General features: G+C 71.8%; 15 protein-coding genes and 2 pseudogenes. 12 read left to right on the forward strand and 5 right to left on the reverse strand.

The genetic code is table 11. The features are described 5' to 3' along the window. Positions 1-80: 80 nt before the first annotated feature. Together ABZ881_RS24815 and ABZ881_RS24820 are read right to left on the reverse strand one after the other, a co-directional pair. Entirely contained in the window at positions 81-665 is a 585-nt protein-coding gene (locus ABZ881_RS24815; protein WP_358487981.1) for a hypothetical protein, read from the reverse strand. 19 nt (positions 666-684) lie between these two features. Then, on the reverse strand, positions 685-1,365 hold the full coding sequence (locus ABZ881_RS24820) for a haloacid dehalogenase type II (protein WP_358487982.1): 681 nt from the start codon (positions 1,363-1,365) through the stop codon (positions 685-687). 71 nt (positions 1,366-1,436) lie between these two features. On the opposite strand from ABZ881_RS24820, the gene ABZ881_RS24825 reads away from it, so the two are divergent. Further along, positions 1,437-2,039, forward strand: coding sequence for a CGNR zinc finger domain-containing protein (locus ABZ881_RS24825; RefSeq protein ID WP_358487984.1), 603 nt, complete (start codon positions 1,437-1,439; stop codon positions 2,037-2,039). A gap of 72 nt (positions 2,040-2,111) precedes the next feature. Here the strand turns inward: ABZ881_RS24825 and ABZ881_RS24830 are convergent, their stop codons facing one another. Further along, positions 2,112-2,549: an ArsI/CadI family heavy metal resistance metalloenzyme gene (locus ABZ881_RS24830; protein WP_358487985.1), complete on the reverse strand. Its 438-nt coding sequence runs from the start codon at positions 2,547-2,549 to the stop codon at positions 2,112-2,114. 72 nt (positions 2,550-2,621) lie between these two features. Between ABZ881_RS24830 and ABZ881_RS24835 the strand changes: the two genes are divergently transcribed. The 3 genes and pseudogenes from ABZ881_RS24835 to ABZ881_RS24845 all read left to right on the forward strand — a co-directional run. Next, the gene (locus ABZ881_RS24835; protein ID WP_358487987.1) at positions 2,622-2,984 is read left to right on the forward strand and encodes a metalloregulator ArsR/SmtB family transcription factor; all 363 of its coding nucleotides are present in this window, start codon (positions 2,622-2,624) and stop codon (positions 2,982-2,984) included. Further along, on the forward strand, positions 2,981-4,057 hold the full coding sequence (arsB, locus tag ABZ881_RS24840) for an ACR3 family arsenite efflux transporter (RefSeq protein ID WP_358487988.1): 1,077 nt from the start codon (positions 2,981-2,983) through the stop codon (positions 4,055-4,057). The genes ABZ881_RS24835 and arsB overlap by 4 nt, the downstream gene beginning before the upstream one ends. Then, positions 4,054-4,146, forward strand: a pseudogene (locus tag ABZ881_RS24845) (arsenate reductase ArsC); the annotation flags it as partial. The gene arsB and the pseudogene ABZ881_RS24845, both read left to right, overlap by 4 nt. Before the next feature lie 391 nt (positions 4,147-4,537). Here ABZ881_RS24845 and ABZ881_RS24850 read toward each other — a convergent pair. Together ABZ881_RS24850 and ABZ881_RS24855 are read right to left on the reverse strand one after the other, a co-directional pair. Then, positions 4,538-4,777: pseudogene (locus ABZ881_RS24850) on the reverse strand (rhodanese-like domain-containing protein); the annotation flags it as partial. Between the two features lie 597 nt (positions 4,778-5,374). Then, positions 5,375-6,667 carry an ROK family transcriptional regulator gene (locus ABZ881_RS24855; RefSeq protein ID WP_358487989.1) on the reverse strand — a complete coding sequence of 431 codons (1,293 nt, stop codon included), beginning with the start codon at positions 6,665-6,667 and terminating at the stop codon, positions 5,375-5,377. 132 nt (positions 6,668-6,799) lie between these two features. Between ABZ881_RS24855 and ABZ881_RS24860 the strand changes: the two genes are divergently transcribed. The 8 genes from ABZ881_RS24860 to ABZ881_RS24895 are packed head-to-tail and all read left to right on the forward strand — an operon-like array spanning position 6,800 to position 15,844. After that, positions 6,800-7,657 (forward strand): sugar phosphate isomerase/epimerase family protein, encoded by an 858-nt coding sequence (locus ABZ881_RS24860; RefSeq protein ID WP_010228579.1) that lies wholly within the window; start codon positions 6,800-6,802, stop codon positions 7,655-7,657. Between the two features lie 32 nt (positions 7,658-7,689). Then, complete coding sequence (locus ABZ881_RS24865) at positions 7,690-8,733, forward strand: Gfo/Idh/MocA family oxidoreductase (protein WP_358487991.1); 1,044 nt, start codon at positions 7,690-7,692, stop codon at positions 8,731-8,733. After that, positions 8,730-9,650, forward strand: coding sequence for a sugar phosphate isomerase/epimerase (locus tag ABZ881_RS24870; RefSeq protein ID WP_358487993.1), 921 nt, complete (start codon positions 8,730-8,732; stop codon positions 9,648-9,650). The genes ABZ881_RS24865 and ABZ881_RS24870 overlap by 4 nt, the downstream gene beginning before the upstream one ends. Before the next feature lie 40 nt (positions 9,651-9,690). Beyond that, positions 9,691-11,268 (forward strand): GMC family oxidoreductase N-terminal domain-containing protein, encoded by a 1,578-nt coding sequence (locus tag ABZ881_RS24875; RefSeq protein WP_358487994.1) that lies wholly within the window; start codon positions 9,691-9,693, stop codon positions 11,266-11,268. Then, entirely contained in the window at positions 11,265-12,773 is a 1,509-nt protein-coding gene (locus ABZ881_RS24880) for a sugar ABC transporter ATP-binding protein (RefSeq protein ID WP_358487995.1), read from the forward strand. Before ABZ881_RS24875 ends, ABZ881_RS24880 begins: the two co-directional genes overlap by 4 nt. Continuing rightward, positions 12,760-13,770 carry an ABC transporter permease gene (locus ABZ881_RS24885; protein WP_358487996.1) on the forward strand — a complete coding sequence of 337 codons (1,011 nt, stop codon included), beginning with the start codon at positions 12,760-12,762 and terminating at the stop codon, positions 13,768-13,770. The genes ABZ881_RS24880 and ABZ881_RS24885 overlap by 14 nt, the downstream gene beginning before the upstream one ends. Then, entirely contained in the window at positions 13,767-14,807 is a 1,041-nt protein-coding gene (locus tag ABZ881_RS24890) for an ABC transporter permease (RefSeq protein WP_358487997.1), read from the forward strand. The genes ABZ881_RS24885 and ABZ881_RS24890 overlap by 4 nt, the downstream gene beginning before the upstream one ends. Positions 14,808-14,818: 11 nt before the next feature. Then, positions 14,819-15,844 carry a rhamnose ABC transporter substrate-binding protein gene (locus ABZ881_RS24895; protein ID WP_358487999.1) on the forward strand — a complete coding sequence of 342 codons (1,026 nt, stop codon included), beginning with the start codon at positions 14,819-14,821 and terminating at the stop codon, positions 15,842-15,844. Positions 15,845-15,850: the final 6 nt, after the last annotated feature.

Below are 15,850 nucleotides of genomic sequence, written 5' to 3' on the forward strand. Positions count from 1 at the left end.
GTCGTCGGCATCCACGCCGAGGGCGACGCCGTGCTGGTCGACCGTGCCCCGGCGCGCGACGGTCGACGTCGCGCCGTGGCTCAGCCGGGCTGCTCGATCCACGGCCGCAGGTACTCGCGATCCACCGGGACGCCCGGCGGGACGAGGTCGATCATCCTGCGGACGCGCTCGGCGGCGTCCCGGGTCAGCCGGAAGTCGTCGTCGCGGGTCATGGTCCGCTCGGGACCGAACTCGCGGGCGCAGGCCACGATCCGGGGCACGACGGCCCGCAGGTCGTCGAGGTCGTAGCGGGCGAGCGCCGGATCGAGCCCGGCCCAGCGGAACCGGTCCTCGACGTGCAGCAGCTGATCGGACAGCCATCCCCAGGGGTCGGCGGTCAGCTCCGGTGACCAGACGCGGTCGGAGGGCTCGACGCCGTCGAACGACGGGTGGTAGTGGGCCGCGGCCCACCGTCCCGGCTGGTCGAGGCGGTCGAACAGGTCGGCCCGCCAGAACGTGCTGTCGGCGACGGACCGCTGGGAGGCCGACTCGGTTCCCCGGTGCGGCTGGGGCTCGAGGAGCCGCAGCTCGACCCGCGCCCCGCGCTCCATCGTCGCGTCGGGGGCGATCTCGAACCACCGCCGGACGTCCACGGAGAGTCGGGTGAAGGCGAAGGTGACGATCATGGGCGGTGCTCCTGGTTCGTCAGAGCCGGTCGGCCAGGTCGGCGAGACCGGTGGTGTGCAGATCGAAGCGGTCCGTGCCGGCCGGCGGATCACCGCCAGGGCGTTCGACGTAGGCGGTCCGCATGCCCAGCGCCGCCGCGCCGCGCAGGTCCCAGGCGTGCGCGGCGACCATGAGAACACGGTCGGGGGCGACCGCTGCGGCGGTGAGTGCGAGCCGGTAGACGGCCGGGTCCGGCTTGTAGGTCGCGGCGTCCTCGGCCGACAGGGCCAGGTGCCAGCGCAGGCCGGCGTGGGCGTCGAGTCGCAGCAGCGTCGAACGGTCGGCGTTGGACAGGCCGATCACGGGACGTCGTTCGGCCAGACGGGCCAGTCCCTGCGCCGAATCGGGCCACGGTGGGAGCCGTGTCGAGGCCGCGGCCAGGAGCTGCAGCTGCCCGGGATCGTCGATCCCGGCGCGCCGGGCCACGACGGTTGCGGCCTCGGCGTCGAGGACGCTGCTCGGCGCGAACGCGCGCCCGCCGGCGATGATGCGCTCCTGCTCGACCGCCACGTGCTGCTGCCAGACGGCGACGAGCCCGGCCGCCGTCGTGGGATCGGCGCCCGGGGCGCACTGTTCGACGGCGCTGCGCAGGCCCGCCGCCTCGTCCACCAGCGTCCCCAGCACGTCGAACACGATCACGTCGACGTCGATCGGTGCCATGCTCGACTCCATGATGTAAGGGGTAAAGTCCGATTGAGCCGAGCCTAGGAGGGGGAGCGTAAGGTATGCAAGTGCTTCTTGACGGTTACGCCTTCGCCGCCACCGTGGCGACCGGGCTGGCCAACACGACGCCCGAGGTGTGGCAGGGGCCGGATCACCTCGGCGACCTCGACGCACTGGTCGGCTTCGCCGACGAGTCCGACCGCACAGCGGCCGACCCGGCCGATCCGGGGCGGCCGTTCGGGCTGGGCGAGCTCGCGCGCGCGGCCGACGACCGCCGGCTGGGGGCGGTGCAGTCGCTGCGCTACGTCGTGCGGGGGCTGATCGACGTCCCGGAGCGGGAGCGCCTCGTCGCGGGGGCGACCGCGCTGACCGCCTCCGCCGGGGCGCTGACGCTGGTCCCCGGCGGTCGTGCCGATCGGTGGGCGGTGGAGCTCGCCCCGGGAGGCGGGGTCGACGACGCGCTCGCGCTCGTCTGCGGAGTCGGGATCCTCGGCGTCGTGCAGGCCCTCGGCGAGCAGCGGTTCCGGCAGTGCAGCGCGCCCACCTGCGTCGGGGCGTTCATCGACTCGACCCGGGCGGGGCGCCGCCGCTACTGCATGCCCGGTCTGTGCGGGAACCGGGTCAACGTCGCCAACCATCGTGCGCGGCGGGCGTCGGGGGTGACCGGCTAGCGTCGGCTGCGGTGTGCCGCAGGGCCTCCGGGATCCATGCTCACCCGCTCGGCCGGCCGTCGGAGGAGAGGATCAGCGGCCCGCGCAGCAACCGCCGGCCGGGCCGGCCGCCGGCACCGTGCCGCCGTCCGGCCCGTGCCCGGGGGAGTCGTCGGTGACCGTGTAGACCTCCCACGGCTCGTCACCCGGGCCGTGCACCCACACCTTGTCCTGCCGGGCGTGGCAGCAGACGGTGTCGTTCTCCACCTGCGTGACCAGTCCCAGTCCGGACAGCCGGCCGGTGGCCTGCTGCACCGTGGCGGTGTCCTCGACCTCGACGCCGAGGTGGTCGAGCACCGTGGCCTGGCCGGGCTCGCCCTCGATCAGCACCAGCTTCAACGGCGGATCGGCGACGGCGAAGTTCGCGTAGCCGGGGCGGCGCTTGGCCGGTTCCACCCCGAACAGCGACCGGTAGAACGCGATCGAGCCCTCCAGGTCCGGCACCCGCAGGGCGAGCTGCACATGGGACATGACCCCTCCTTGTCTTGACGACTGTCGAAACAGAGGTTGCGTCTCTGATTCGATGGTTGTCAAGATAGTGAGATGTCGAAGCAAGGTCCCGAGTGCTGCTCCCCGCTGGTCGCCGAGCCGTTGTCCGGCGGGCAGGCCGCGGACCTCGCCCGGGTGTTCAAGGCGCTGGGCGACCCGGTGCGGTTGCGGCTGCTGTCGTTGATCGCCTCCCACGCCGGGGGAGAGGCGTGCGTCTGCGACCTGAGCGACGTGTTCGAGCTGTCCGGTCCGACGATCTCCCATCACCTCAAGGTGCTGCGCGAGGCCGGCCTGATCGCCGGGGAACGACGCGGGACATGGATCTACTACCGGGTCCTGCCCGACGTCCTCGGTCGTCTCGCGGGCGTGCTCGCCCCGAGCGCCACCGGCCGGAGCGTCGCGCAGGCGACCCGATGAGCTCCACGACGAACCGCGGCGACGTCGTCGCCCGCCTGTCCACCCTGGACCGGTTCCTCCCGGTCTGGATCGTCGCGGCCATGATCGCCGGGCTCCTGCTCGGCCGTCTGGTCCCCGGCGTCGCCCCCGCGCTCGACGCGCTCGCCGTCGACGGGATCTCGGTGCCGATCGCACTCGGCCTGCTCGTGATGATGTACCCGGTCCTGGCCAAGGTCCGCTACGACCGCCTCGACACCGTCACCGGCGACCGCCGCCTGCTGATCGGCTCGCTGGTGCTGAACTGGGTCCTCGGGCCCGCCCTGATGTTCGCGCTGGCCTGGCTGATGTTGCCCGACCTGCCCGAGTACCGCACCGGCCTGATCATCGTCGGCCTGGCCCGCTGCATCGCGATGGTCGTCATCTGGAACGACCTCGCCTGCGGCGACCGCGAAGCCGCCGCCGTGCTCGTCGCCCTGAACTCAGTGTTCCAGGTCGTCGCCTTCGGTGCCCTGGGCTGGTTCTACCTCGTCGCCCTGCCCGGCCTGCTCGGGCTGCCCGTCACCGACGTCGCGTTCTCCACCCGGGACATCGTCAAGTCCGTGCTGGTGTTCCTCGGCATCCCGCTGCTCGCCGGCTACCTGACCCGCCGGATCGGTGAACGCGCCAGGGGCCGCACCTGGTACGAGGAGCGCCTGATCCCGCGGATCGGACCGTTCGCGCTCTACGGCCTGCTGTTCACCATCGTGCTGCTGTTCGCCCTGCAGGGCGACGCCATCATCTCCCGGCCGCTCGACGTCGTCCGGATCGCACTGCCGTTGCTGGCCTACTTCGTCCTGATGTGGGCCGGGTCCTACGCCCTCGGCCGCGTCCTGGGCATGGGCTACGAACGCACCACCACCCTCGCGTTCACCGCCGCGGGCAACAACTTCGAACTCGCCATCGCCGTGGCCATCGGCACCTTCGGCGTGACCTCCGGCGAGGCCCTCGCCGGGGTCGTCGGCCCGCTGATCGAGGTGCCCGTCCTCGTCGCCCTGGTCTACGTCTCCCTGTGGCTGCGCCGCCGCCTCGTCACCCGGACCGGAGTTCCGTCATGACCCACGTGCCCGAGGTGCTGTTCGTCTGCGTGCACAACGCCGGCCGCAGCCAGATGGCCGCCGCCCTGCTCGCCCGGCACGCCGCCGGATCCGGTCGACGACCGCTGCCGGTGCCGGTTCGACGGCGTCCGGTTGAACGGCAGCTTCGCCAGCATCGCACCCGTCCCGCAGGTGTTGCTCAGCGCCGAGAAGGTCAGCCCGGTGCCGATGCCACCTGCCAGCAGCCGCAACTTCGGTGAGACGAAGCGACCGCCGAGGATGCCGGTCAGCACCAACGAGCCGGCGACGAGCCGGACCTGAGGCTCCAGGGCCCAGGCCGTCCGTCCGCGGACGACGTGACCGCCTTCCGCGGCGTAGGCCGGCACCCCGGCGTCGAGCACGCGGGCGTGGTCCAGGCCGGCGGCGGCCAGGTGACGTCGCCCCTGCTCGGCGCGAAACGCCGGGCTGGCACACCAGTACCAGCGGGGACGCCGGGGCGTCGAGATGAGCGGCGAGCTCGGCCGCGTGCTCGGCGAGGGTGGCGAGGGGCACGTGATAGGAGCCGTGGATGTGCTGGGCCTCGAACTCGGCGGCGCTGCGGACATCGATCACCAGTGCCTGCGGCCACCGGCGTAGGTCGGCTGCGGAGACGGTGCGGGGTCCGGTTCCGTCGGTCCAGGGGTGGGACATCGGCACCTCGGAGGTCGTGGGAACGGGCTCGCCGCCGGCGTTCTCGATCATGAAATGTGACGGCGGCTGCGCAGGACCCGGGCGGGTCGGCCGGTGATCATCTCAGGCCCCGGCCCCTTCCGCGACCACCTCGGGGGCTCGCCGAGCCGGCGCCGGAGTGTGCGCATCGTGGAGATCGTCGAGCGGAGCGGCGTTGAGGTACGAGCGGAGTTCGCCGACGTCGAGATGGCGCGCAATCGTGATGACCTCTGATCAGGCGCTCGAATCCGTCGGAGGGCCGGTGCGATCGACCTCCCACCATATCCCCGATACCCCATGATTCGCTGCGCCGCAGGTGCGGGAGCACAGGCAACCACGCCGGCTGGTCTGGCCGCCCGGGCACGCTCGTCGAGTCTTGGAGCAGAGCAGCATCGGACGTCGTGCTCAAGCACACATCTGGCCTTGTCGGTCTCAGCGCGAAGTCGCTGACGACGGTCGTGGAACGGCGTTGGGCCGTCGTTCGCGGCGACGTTGATCGAGCGGTTGTCGGTCCAGGCGCGCACCGGACTCGTCAACACCAGATGATCTCTACTTGGTGGGACGGTCGTAGCGATGCGGGCATGTCGTGGAGCGGCGGCGATGTCGGTGGCGCCGCGAGGCGGTACAGGTTCAGCCGCCGGCTGCCGCCCGCGGACGGAGCCCCGGCATGCCGGCAGGGCTGCCGTGGGGGATCCACTGGGCGAGTAGGTCCCGGCCGAACAGCTCGTCGACGACCATGAATCCCGCGCCGGTCGGGCCCGATCGCTCACCCAGCGACGTCCGCATAATCTGCAGCTCGCGTGTGGCCAGCGGCAGTGACCGTCGGTAGACCGATTGGCGGACGCTGGCCAGCAGGAGGTCGCCGGAGGTGCCGATCCGCCCGCCGAGCAGGATCGTCGACGGGTTGAAGAAGTTGACCACCGCGGCGACCGTGTCGCCGACCAGTCGACCGGCTCGGGACAGCAGTTCCACCGCCACCGGGTCGCCGAACTCGGCGGCGAGCACGACGTCGTTCGGGGTGATCTCACCGACCTGGGCCAGCCGCGCGACCAAGTGCTCGCCCCGGCCGTCCTGGGCGGCCGCCGTCGCGTCCCTGGCCAGAGCGGCCCCGCCGACCAGCGCCTCCAGGCAGCCGACGTTGCCGCAGCGACACACCACCTGGTCGGCGCCGGGCACCGATCCGGTCAGTCCGACGTGCCCGATGTCGCCCGCCGAACCCTGCGCGCCGCGGTGCAGCCCTCCGCCGGAGATCAGCCCGGCCCCGATCCCGGTACCGATCTTGATCAACACCAGGTCCTGGGAGCCGGCTCCACGGCCCGCTCGGAACTCGCCCAGCGCCATCAGGTTGACCTCGTTGTCCACGAACGCGGGCGCGTCGTAGCGGGCGGCCAGCCGATCGCGGACCGGGTAGCCGTCCCAGCCCGGCATGATCGGTGGCGCCACCGGACGTCCCGAGGCGAACTCGACCGGCCCGGGCACCCCGAGACCGATGCCCCAGACCGAGGGAGCGTCCCGTTCGGCCAGCAGCTCGTCGAACAGGCCCTCGACCCGGCTCAGACTGGCCTCCGGTCCGGTACCGATGTCCCAGTCGTGGCCCCGGTGGACGATCAGGCGCCCGCTCAGGTCGGCCACGCCGGCGTCGAACCCGGTCGCCCCGAGCGAGGCCACCAGCAGCACCCCCGCATCGACCTGGAAACGCAGCTCGCGCGGCGCCCGGCCGCCGGTGGACATCCCGAGGTCGCCCTCGGTCACCAGGCCGGCCGTCTCCAGCTGACCGAGCCGCTGCGATATGACTGTGCGACCGAGCCCGGTGCGACGGGCCAGTTCCGGGCGCGTGCGCGCACCGCCGGAACGAACCAGGTCGAGCACGGTGACCAGCGTGTCCAGCTGGTCCGGCGCGACACCTTGCACGGACAGTCCCACTCGTGGCCCTCCTCGTTCCGCGTCGGTCCCGGACTTCCGAGTCTAGTTCATTGACTTTTGTGCGGATCAAACTTTAGTGTCATTGCATCGATCGGAAGTGCGGCGCTGCGGCCGCACCGGAGGAGGTGGGCCGTGCGTCTGGGCTATCACTCGATCACCTGGGGCGGAGTCACCGGCGCCGCCGCCGGGGTGACCAGTGTCAAGGATCTCGTCTACCGGGTGCCCGGCGACATGCGGCTGGCGCTGCGCGAGATCTCCGCCGCCGGTTACCGAGGTGTCGAGATGTTCGACGGGAACGTGCGCGAGTTTGCCGAGCTCGCCGACGGTCACCCCGGCTCGCTTCCCCGGCTGCTCGACGAGACCGGGTTGTCGCTGGTCGGGGTCTACACCGGAGCGAACTTCATCTACCCGGACACCCTGCCCGACGAGCTGCACCGGGTGCGCCGGGCCGCAGAGGACGCCGCCCGGTTCGGTGCCGGCCAGCTGGTGGTTGGTGGCGGCGCTCCGCGTGCACACGGGATCGCAGACGGCGACCACGACCGGCTCGCTCAGGCTCTTGACACGGTGGCCGGGATCGCGGCGGAGCACGGCCTGTCGGCCTGCTACCACCCGCACCTGGGCACGATCGGCCAGTCGCCGGAGCAGGTCGAGGCCGTGTTCTCCCGGTCCTCGATCGGCTTTTGCCCGGACACTGCGCACCTGGCCGCCGGCGGCGGGGACCCGGCCGCGATGATCCGCCGGTACCCGGACCGGATCCGGCACGTGCACCTCAAGGACCTCGGAGCCGACGGTGCCACGTTCCTCCCGCTGGGCCGCGGCGAGCTCGACCTGGACGGCGTGCTCGCCGCCGTCGCCGAGTCCGGCTACGACGACTGGCTGGTCGTCGAGCTGGACTCCTACGACGGCGACCCGGCCGAGGCAGCCCGGATCAGTCGCGCCTGGCTCGACGGCGCGCTGGACCGGGCCGGGCTGACCGTGACGACGAGTTGAGACGTGACGACGAGTTGAGACAGGAGCAACCGATGGCGGACAGGCTCCGCGCCGGGATCATCGGCGCCGGCTTCATCGGCGGCGTGCACGCGCACGCCGTCCGGGCGGCCGGCGGCGAGGTGACCCGCGTCGCGGCATCGAGCCCCGACCGGTCGCACGAGGCCGCCGTCCGGCTCGGTGCCCGCACCGGGGCCGTGAGCGGCGAGGCTCTGATCGATGCCGACGACGTCGACGTGGTGCACGTGTGCACTCCGAACTCGATGCATGTCGCTCTGGCCCGCCGGGCGCTGGCCGCGGGCAAGTCCGTGATCTGCGAGAAGCCCCTCGCGACGACGCTGGACGGCGCGCGAGAACTGGCCTCCGCGGCCCGCGGACTGGTCGCGACGGTGCCGTTCGTCTACCGCTTCTATCCCGCAGCCCGCGAGATCCGGGCCCGGGTCCACGCGGGCGAGTCCGGGCCTCTGCACCTGCTGCACGGCGCCTACCTGCAGGACTGGCAGGCCGCCGGAGCCCCGGCCGGCTGGCGTGGCGACGCCGCCGAGGGCGGCGCACACCGTGCGTTCGCCGACGTCGGAGTGCACTGGTGCGACCTGGTCGAGTTCAGCAGCGGGCACCGGATCACTCGCCTGCAGGCTGCGACCGCGGGCGGGGGTACCGCCAGCACCGTGCAGTTCGAGACCGACACCGGTGCCACCGGTTCGGTCGTGGTCAGCCAGACCGCGCTCGGCCGGCGCAACGCCCTGCGGATCTCCCTCGACGGCGAGCGGGCGGCGTACCGCTTCGACCAGGAGGCCCCGGAGGCGGTGCGGATCGGTGGCATCGACGGTGACCGGACGCTGCACCGTGGCTCGTCGGCGTCGTCGGAGGCCGCGGCGCGCTACTCGCTGCTCCCGCCCGGGCACCCGCAGGGCTACCAGGACTGCTTCAACGCGTTCGTGGCCGACACCTACGCCGCGGTCCACGGCGGCGCACCGGACGGGTTGCCCACGTTCGCCGACGGCCTGCGCGCCGCGGCACTGACCGACGCGGTGATCCGCTCGTCGGAGTCCTCGACCTGGGTGGAGGTGCCCTCGTGAAGCTCGGAATGCTCACTGCCTGCCTTCCCGACCAGCCGCTGGAGCAGATCGCGGCCTGGGCTGCCGGACAGGGCTACGAGGCATTGGAGGTGGCGGCCTGGCCGGCCGTCGGCGACCGCCCGTTCACCGCCAGCCACCTCGATGTCAGCTCGTTCGGCGAGCGGGAGGCCTACAGCACACGCGCGCTGTTCGACCGCCACGGCCTGACGCTGAGCTCGCTGGCGTTCTACGACAACAACCTGCACCCCGACCCGGGCGAGCGGAAGGCCGTCAACGACCACGTCGCCGCCTGCATCGATGCCGCCGCGTTGCTCGGCTGTCCGAGCGTCGGCACGTTCGTCGGGCGACACCCGGGAAGGACGGTCGCGGAGAACCTGCGCGACGCCGAGGAGATCTTCCCGCCCCTCGTGGAGCGGGCCGGCGAACACGGGATCAAGCTGATCGTCGAGAACTGCGTGATGGAGGGCTGGCACCCCGACGGCTACCCGGGCAACCTCGCCTACTCCCCGGAGCTGTGGGAGTGGATGTTCTCGCTCGGGCTCTATCTCAACTACGACCCGAGTCACCTGCTGTGGATGGGCATCGACCCGGTCGAGGCGCTGAGACCCTACGTCGACCGCATCCCGCACGCGCAGGCCAAGGACATCCAGCTCTTCCCGGAGCGGCGCCACCGCTACGGCTGGCCGGGCAAGGCCGTCGAGCGCGAGGACCCGTTCGACGTCGGGTGGTGGCGCTACCGGGTGCCGGGCCTCGGCGACGTGGACTGGCGCCGGGTCGTCGACACCCTCTATGAGGGCGGCTTCGACGGCGTGCTCTCGGTCGAGCACGAGGACCCGGTCTGGGGTGGCACCGAGGACAGGATCCACACCGGCCTGCAGGTCGCCCACCGCACCCTGCGGCCGCTGATCGTGGCCTGAGGGGGCCTTCACACACTGCCGCAGCAAAGGAGCTTGCGAGTTGAGCGAGAGTGTCGATGTCGTCGTGGTCGGCGGCGGTACGGCCGGGTGCATCGTGGCGGCCCGGCTCAGCGAGGACCCCGGCCGCAGAGTGCTACTGCTCGAGGCCGGACCCGACTATCCCACCACGGTACCGACCGCAGTCCTCGACGGCCGGGTGGTGCCGATGCGCGGGCACGCGGCGGACGTCGACCCCCGCCACGACTGGGGGCTGGCTGCCGAGGGGGCCGGCGGCGCGTCGATCGCGGTGCCGCAGGGCCGGCTGATCGGCGGCGGGTCCGCGATCAACGGCATGATCGCACTGCGCGGCGCGACGGCCGACTTCCGGGAGTGGGCCGAGCGAGGCAACCCACGCTGGGACTGGGTGCACGTGCTGGCCGCCTACCGCGCGCTGGAGAACGACCCGGCACCCGGCCCGGACATCCACGGCCGCGGCGGCGCGTTCCCGATCGCGCGCGCCGACGAACACGAGTACGCCCCGCTCCAGGCCGCGTTCGTGCAGACCTGCCGGGCACTCGGGGCCAAGGACCAGCCGGACCTCAACGCCCCCGACGCCGAGGGCGTCGGGCCTGCCCCGATGAACCGGGTCGGCACCACCCGGATGTCCACCGCGACGACCCACCTGGCGCCGGCACGCGGACGGCCCGACCTGACCGTGCGCGGTGACCTGCACGTCCGGCGCGTCATCTTCGACGGCACCACCGCGACCGGCGTCGAGCTGACCGACGGCACGGTGATCGGCGCCGGCGAGGTGGTGCTCGCCGCCGGCGCGATCCAGACCCCGGCACTGTTGCAGCGCTCGGGCGTGGGTCCGGCGACGCTGCTGTCCGGGCTGGACATCCCGGTCCTGTCCGATCTGCCGGTCGGGGAGAACCTGGGCGACCACTTCTCGGTGCCCCTGCTGGCCGCGCCGCGCGAGGGCACATGGTCACCGGGGGACTTCAGCCTGCAGACGGTGCTGCGCACGTCGACCGAGGCACAGCCGGGTGCGATGGATGCGCAGCTCACGATGTTCACCTACCTCGACGTGTCGACCACCGAGGCCGGCGCACGGGGGCTGGCCGGCACCGGCGGGAAGGGCCTCGGCCAGCTCGCCGGGATGGGCTGCGTCCTGAACAAGCCGCGCTCGGTCGGCTCCGTCCGGATCACCTCGACCGACGCGACCGTGCTGCCCCGCGTCGCACCGGGCTATTTGACCGAACAGGTCGATCGGGACGCGATCCGCGAGATCGTGCGGCTCGGCTGGGCCGTCATCACGGGCGAACCGCTGGCCGGGATGCTGCATGAGCCGATCGGGCTCGACGCCGCCACCGTCGCCGACGACACCGCCCTGGACGCTGCGATCGAGACCATGACCGCGTCGGGCTACCACTTCACCGGAACCTGTGCCATGGCGCCGGCCGAGCGCGGTGGTGTGGTGGACCAGGACGGCAGGGTGCACGGACTGACCGGGCTGCGGGTCGCCGACGCGTCGGTGATCCCGGTGGAGCCGGCGGCCAACACGATGCTGCCCACCGTGATGACCGCAGAGCGGCTGGCCGCCGCGGCTCGCGGGCGCTCCTTCCCGGAGGCGTCATGAGCACCCCAGTGGTCGAGCTGTCCGGAGTCGCGAAGCGCTTCGGCGGCGTGGTCGCGGTCCGCCACGTCGACCTGGCGCTGTTTCCCGGTGAGGTGCACGCGCTGCTCGGGGAGAACGGCGCCGGCAAGAGCACGCTGGTCAACATGCTGGCGGGCATCCACCGGCCGGACGCCGGCACGATCACCGTGGACGGCACCGAGGTGACGATCCCGAACCCGCGTACCTCGCGGGCGCTGGGGATCTCGGTGGTGCATCAGCATCCGGTGACGTTTCCCGACCTGACGGTCACCGAGAACATCATGCTGGCCGGTCCGGCGCCACGCCGGCGCACCCGGCTGCTGGACTGGGGCACGGCCCGCCGGCACGCCCGCGAGGCACTGGCCCGCCTGGATGTCCACCTCGACATCTCGGCCGAGGTCAAGCACCTGTCCGCAGCCGACCAACAACTGCTCGAGATCGCCAAGGCGCTCGACACGGGCACCCGGCTGCTGGTGCTCGACGAGCCCACCGCGGCACTGTCCACTCGCGAGGTGGATCGGCTGATGGAGATCATCGCTCGGCTCAAGGCCGATGGGGTCTCGGTCCTGTTCGTCGGCCACCGGCTCAACGAGGTGTTCGCGCTCGCCGACCGGGTGAGCGTCTCCCGGGACGGGGCCACCGTGGTGACCGGTCCGGCGCACGAGTTCACCCCGGAGTCGGCGGTGGGGCACATGGTCGGCCGCTCGGTGGAGACCGCGTTCCCCAAGGCCGAGGTCGAGCTCGGGCCGGTACGCCTCGAGGTGCGTGGTCTGAGCCGGCGCGGCGCCTACACCGACGTGTCGTTCACCGTGCGCCGCGGCGAGATCCTCGGTCTGGCCGGCCTGGTCGGCGCGGGCCGCACGGAGATCGCCCGCGGGTTGTTCGGGCTGGAGCCGGCCGACTCCGGCGAGATCGTGTTGGACGGCGCTGCGGTGAGCATCGGATCGCCGCAGCAGGCGATGCGCCACGGGGTCGCCTACGTGCCCGAGGACAGGCATTCCGAGGGTGTGGTCCTGGAGCACTCGATCGGCTTCAACCTGCCGCTGGCGCTGCTGGAGCGCCGCCCCCGGCTCGGTCTGCTCTCTCCGCAGGCCGACCGGGCGCTGGCAGGCGACTACATCGACCGGCTCCGGATCCGCACCAGCGGGCCGGACCAGTTGCTCGGTGCCCTGTCCGGGGGCAACCAGCAGAAGGTCGTCATCGCGAAGTGGCTGGCCACCGACCCGTCGGTGCTGATCCTGGACGACCCGACCAAGGGTATCGACGTCGGTGCGAAGGCCGAGGTGCACCAGCTCATCTCCGGGATGGCCGAACGCGGCCTGACCATCATCCTGATCAGCAACGAGCTCGAGGAGCTGCTCGCCGTGTCCGATCGCGTGATCACGTTCTACCGCGGCGCGCAAGGGCCGGAGTTCGACCGACGCCCGTTCGAAGCGGAACAGGTGCTGGCGGCGATGACCGGGCAGGTGTCCGATGTCCACGTCTGATACCCGCACCGCGCCCGCCCCGGCGCTGCCGGAACCCCGGCGCCCGATCCACCGGGAGGCAGGCCTCGGCGTCGTCCTGGTCGTACTGGTGGTGTTGTTCGCGACGCTCACGCCCCGGTTCGCCACCGGGGACACGTTCGCCCAGATCGGCACCGATCTGTCCATCGTGCTGATCGTCGCGGTCGGCCAGGCCCTGGTGCTGTTCACCCGCAACATCGACGTCTCGGTCGGGTCCACGGTCGGGCTCACCGCCTATCTCGCGGCCAGCCTCACCGCGGCCGTCCCCGGGCTGCCGTTGGTGCTGACGGTGCTGGTCGCCTGCCTACTCGGAGCCGCCCTGGGTGCGGTGAACGGCGTTCTGGTCGCGACGCTCAAGGTGCCCTCGATCATGGTCACACTGGGCACGCTCTACATCTTCCGCGGGATCAACTCCGCGATGGCGGGCAGCTCGCAGATCACCGCGCAGAACCTGCCGGACTCCTACTCGGCGATCGCCACCGGGACGGTGCTGGAGATCCCGCTGATGTTCCTCTACGCACTGGCGGTGGCCGGGCTGGCGCACCTGGTCATCCGGCACACCTTCACCGGGCGCGCGATGCTTGCTGTGGGCAGCGACCCGGCCTCGGCCGAAAGGACCGGCATCGCCTCGAAGCGACTGGTGTTCGGGGCCTATACCGTCACCGGGCTGCTCTGCGGGCTCGCCGGGGTGCTCTGGGGTGCCCGCTACGGAACGGTCGACTCCTCGGTCGCGACCGGCTTCGAACTCGTCGTTCTGGCCACCGTCGTCGTCGGCGGGGTCCGCATCACCGGCGGGGTCGGCACCGTCGGCGGGGTCGTGCTGGGCGCGGCGATCCTGTCCGTGATCAGCACCGGCCTGGCCCTCGCCGACGTCTCCCCGTTCTGGCTGCAGGCCATCCAGGGACTGGTGATCATTCTGGCGATCGCCTTCGACCTGGTCCTGCGGCGCCGCCTGGAATCCCGAGGAGTGTCCACATGACCGCGCAGACGACCGGTCGGCAATCGCCCACACCCGTCCCCGCCGCCGTGCGACGGCGGCTCCCGAGCTGGTTCGGCACCTGGGAGATCACGCTGCTCGCGCTGGTGGTCCTCGCGGTCGCCCTCGCCTCGGCCACCAGCCCGTACTTCGCGACCGGACAGAACTTCTCCATCTCGGCGACCGGCGCGCTCGGGCTGAGCCTGATGGTCGTCCCGATGGCCTGGCTGATGGTCGCCGGGGAGATCGACCTCTCGGTGGCGTCGACGTTCGCGCTGTCCGCGACGGTGTTCGGCCTGGCCGTATCCGGTGGGCTGGGCACCTGGCCGTCGATCGGATTGGGCGTGCTGACCGGGGCGGTGGCCGGCCTGGTCAACGGACTGCTGGTGGTGGATGTCGGGCTGCCGTCGCTGATCGTCACGATCGGGACGCTGGGCCTCTACCGCGGGCTGTCCTACGTGCTGTTGGAGAACCGGGGGATCAGCGACCTGCCGCCCGGGCTGACCACGTTCGCCCAGGAGAACCTGCCCGCCACCTTGGTGCCCTACGGCTTCGTCGCCTTCGTGGTGGTGGCCGTCGCGGCAGCGGTGCTGCTGCACCGCGGAGCGTTGGGCCGGGCTGTGTTCGCGATCGGCAGCAATGCCCAGGTGGCCCGCTTCTCCGGGCTGCGGGTGGGCGCGATCAAGCGCGGGTTGTTCGTGTTCTCCGGCGTCGTGGCCGCGATAGCCGGCATCGCCTACGCCGGATACATCAGTACCGTCCGGGCCAGCAACGGCACCGGGCTGGAGCTGATCGTGGTGGGCATCGTGTTGATCGGCGGGATCAGCATGTACGGCGGAAAGGGCTCGTTCGTCGGGGTGCTGCTGGCGCTGCTGCTGGTCACGATCCTGACGAGCTGGATGACCCTGGGCGACGCCGAGACCGCCGTGCAGTACATGGTGACCGGTCTGTTGATGGTCGGCGCAGTCGTCGTGCCCGCCCTCTCCCGGCGCCTGCGCATGTCGCGTGAACGCCGCCGCTCGGCCGGGAGCGTCCGGTGAGGCGCCCGGGTGTGGGAGCCGCCATCGCGACGGCGGCGCTGCTGGCGCTGACCGCCTGCGCCGCCGCGGAGCCGTCCGGACCGCCGCCGCCGCGACCGGTCCAGGACTGCAACCTGACGATGATCCCGAAGAACACCGACAACCCGTACTTCGCCGCGGTGCGCACCGGGATGGTCGACGCCCAGCGCGAGCTCGGCGGTGACCTGTCGTTCGTCGGCCCCGCGGCCGGCGACGTCACCGGACAGATCCAGCGCATCCAGAGTGGACGTCAGCGCGGATCCTGTGTGATCGGCATCTCCGCGGTGGACTCCTCTGCGGTCGCGCCGGCATTGGACGCTGCCCGCGCCGACGGGTCGCGGGTCATTAGCTACGACGCCGACGTCTCCGACGGTTCGCGGGGCTTGTTCGTCAACATGGCCACGGCCGACGAGCTGGGCCGCGCCCAGTTCGACATCCTCGCCCGGGCGATGGGCAACACCGGCGAGTTCGGCATCGTGTCCTCGCAGAGCACGGCCGAGGTGACCAACGGCTGGATCGACGTGATGATCGCCCAGCTCGACGAGCCGGAGTACAGCGGGATGCGTCTGGTCAGGACGTCCTACGGAGACGACGACGCGAAGAAGAGCTACGACGCCGCCGTCGCACTACTGCGGGCCCACCCGAACCTGCGGGGGATCATGGCGCCGACCCCGATCGCGATGGAGGCCAGCGTCAAGGCCGCCACCGACCTGGGGGTGGCCGACCGCGTAGTGGTCACCGGGTTGGGCAACCCGGGTAACCAGACCGAGCTGCTCAAGACCGGCCAGGTCCCGGCCTACGTGCTGTGGAGCCCGCGCGACCTGGGCTACCTGACCTACTACGCGGCCGCCGCCTACACCGCGGGCGAGATCACCGGCCGGGCCGGCGAGACGTTCGACGCCGGGCGTCTCGGGAGCCAGACCGTCGGGCCCGGCGGCGAGATCGTGATGGGCCACCCGATCACGTTCACCCAGGACAACGTCGATCGCTACCTGCGTGACTTCGAGACCACCGGCTGAGCGAGG

The sequence above is a fragment of the Pseudonocardia sp. NPDC046786 genome, assembly GCF_040645415.1.
Lineage (GTDB): Bacteria > Actinomycetota > Actinomycetes > Mycobacteriales > Pseudonocardiaceae > Pseudonocardia > Pseudonocardia kongjuensis.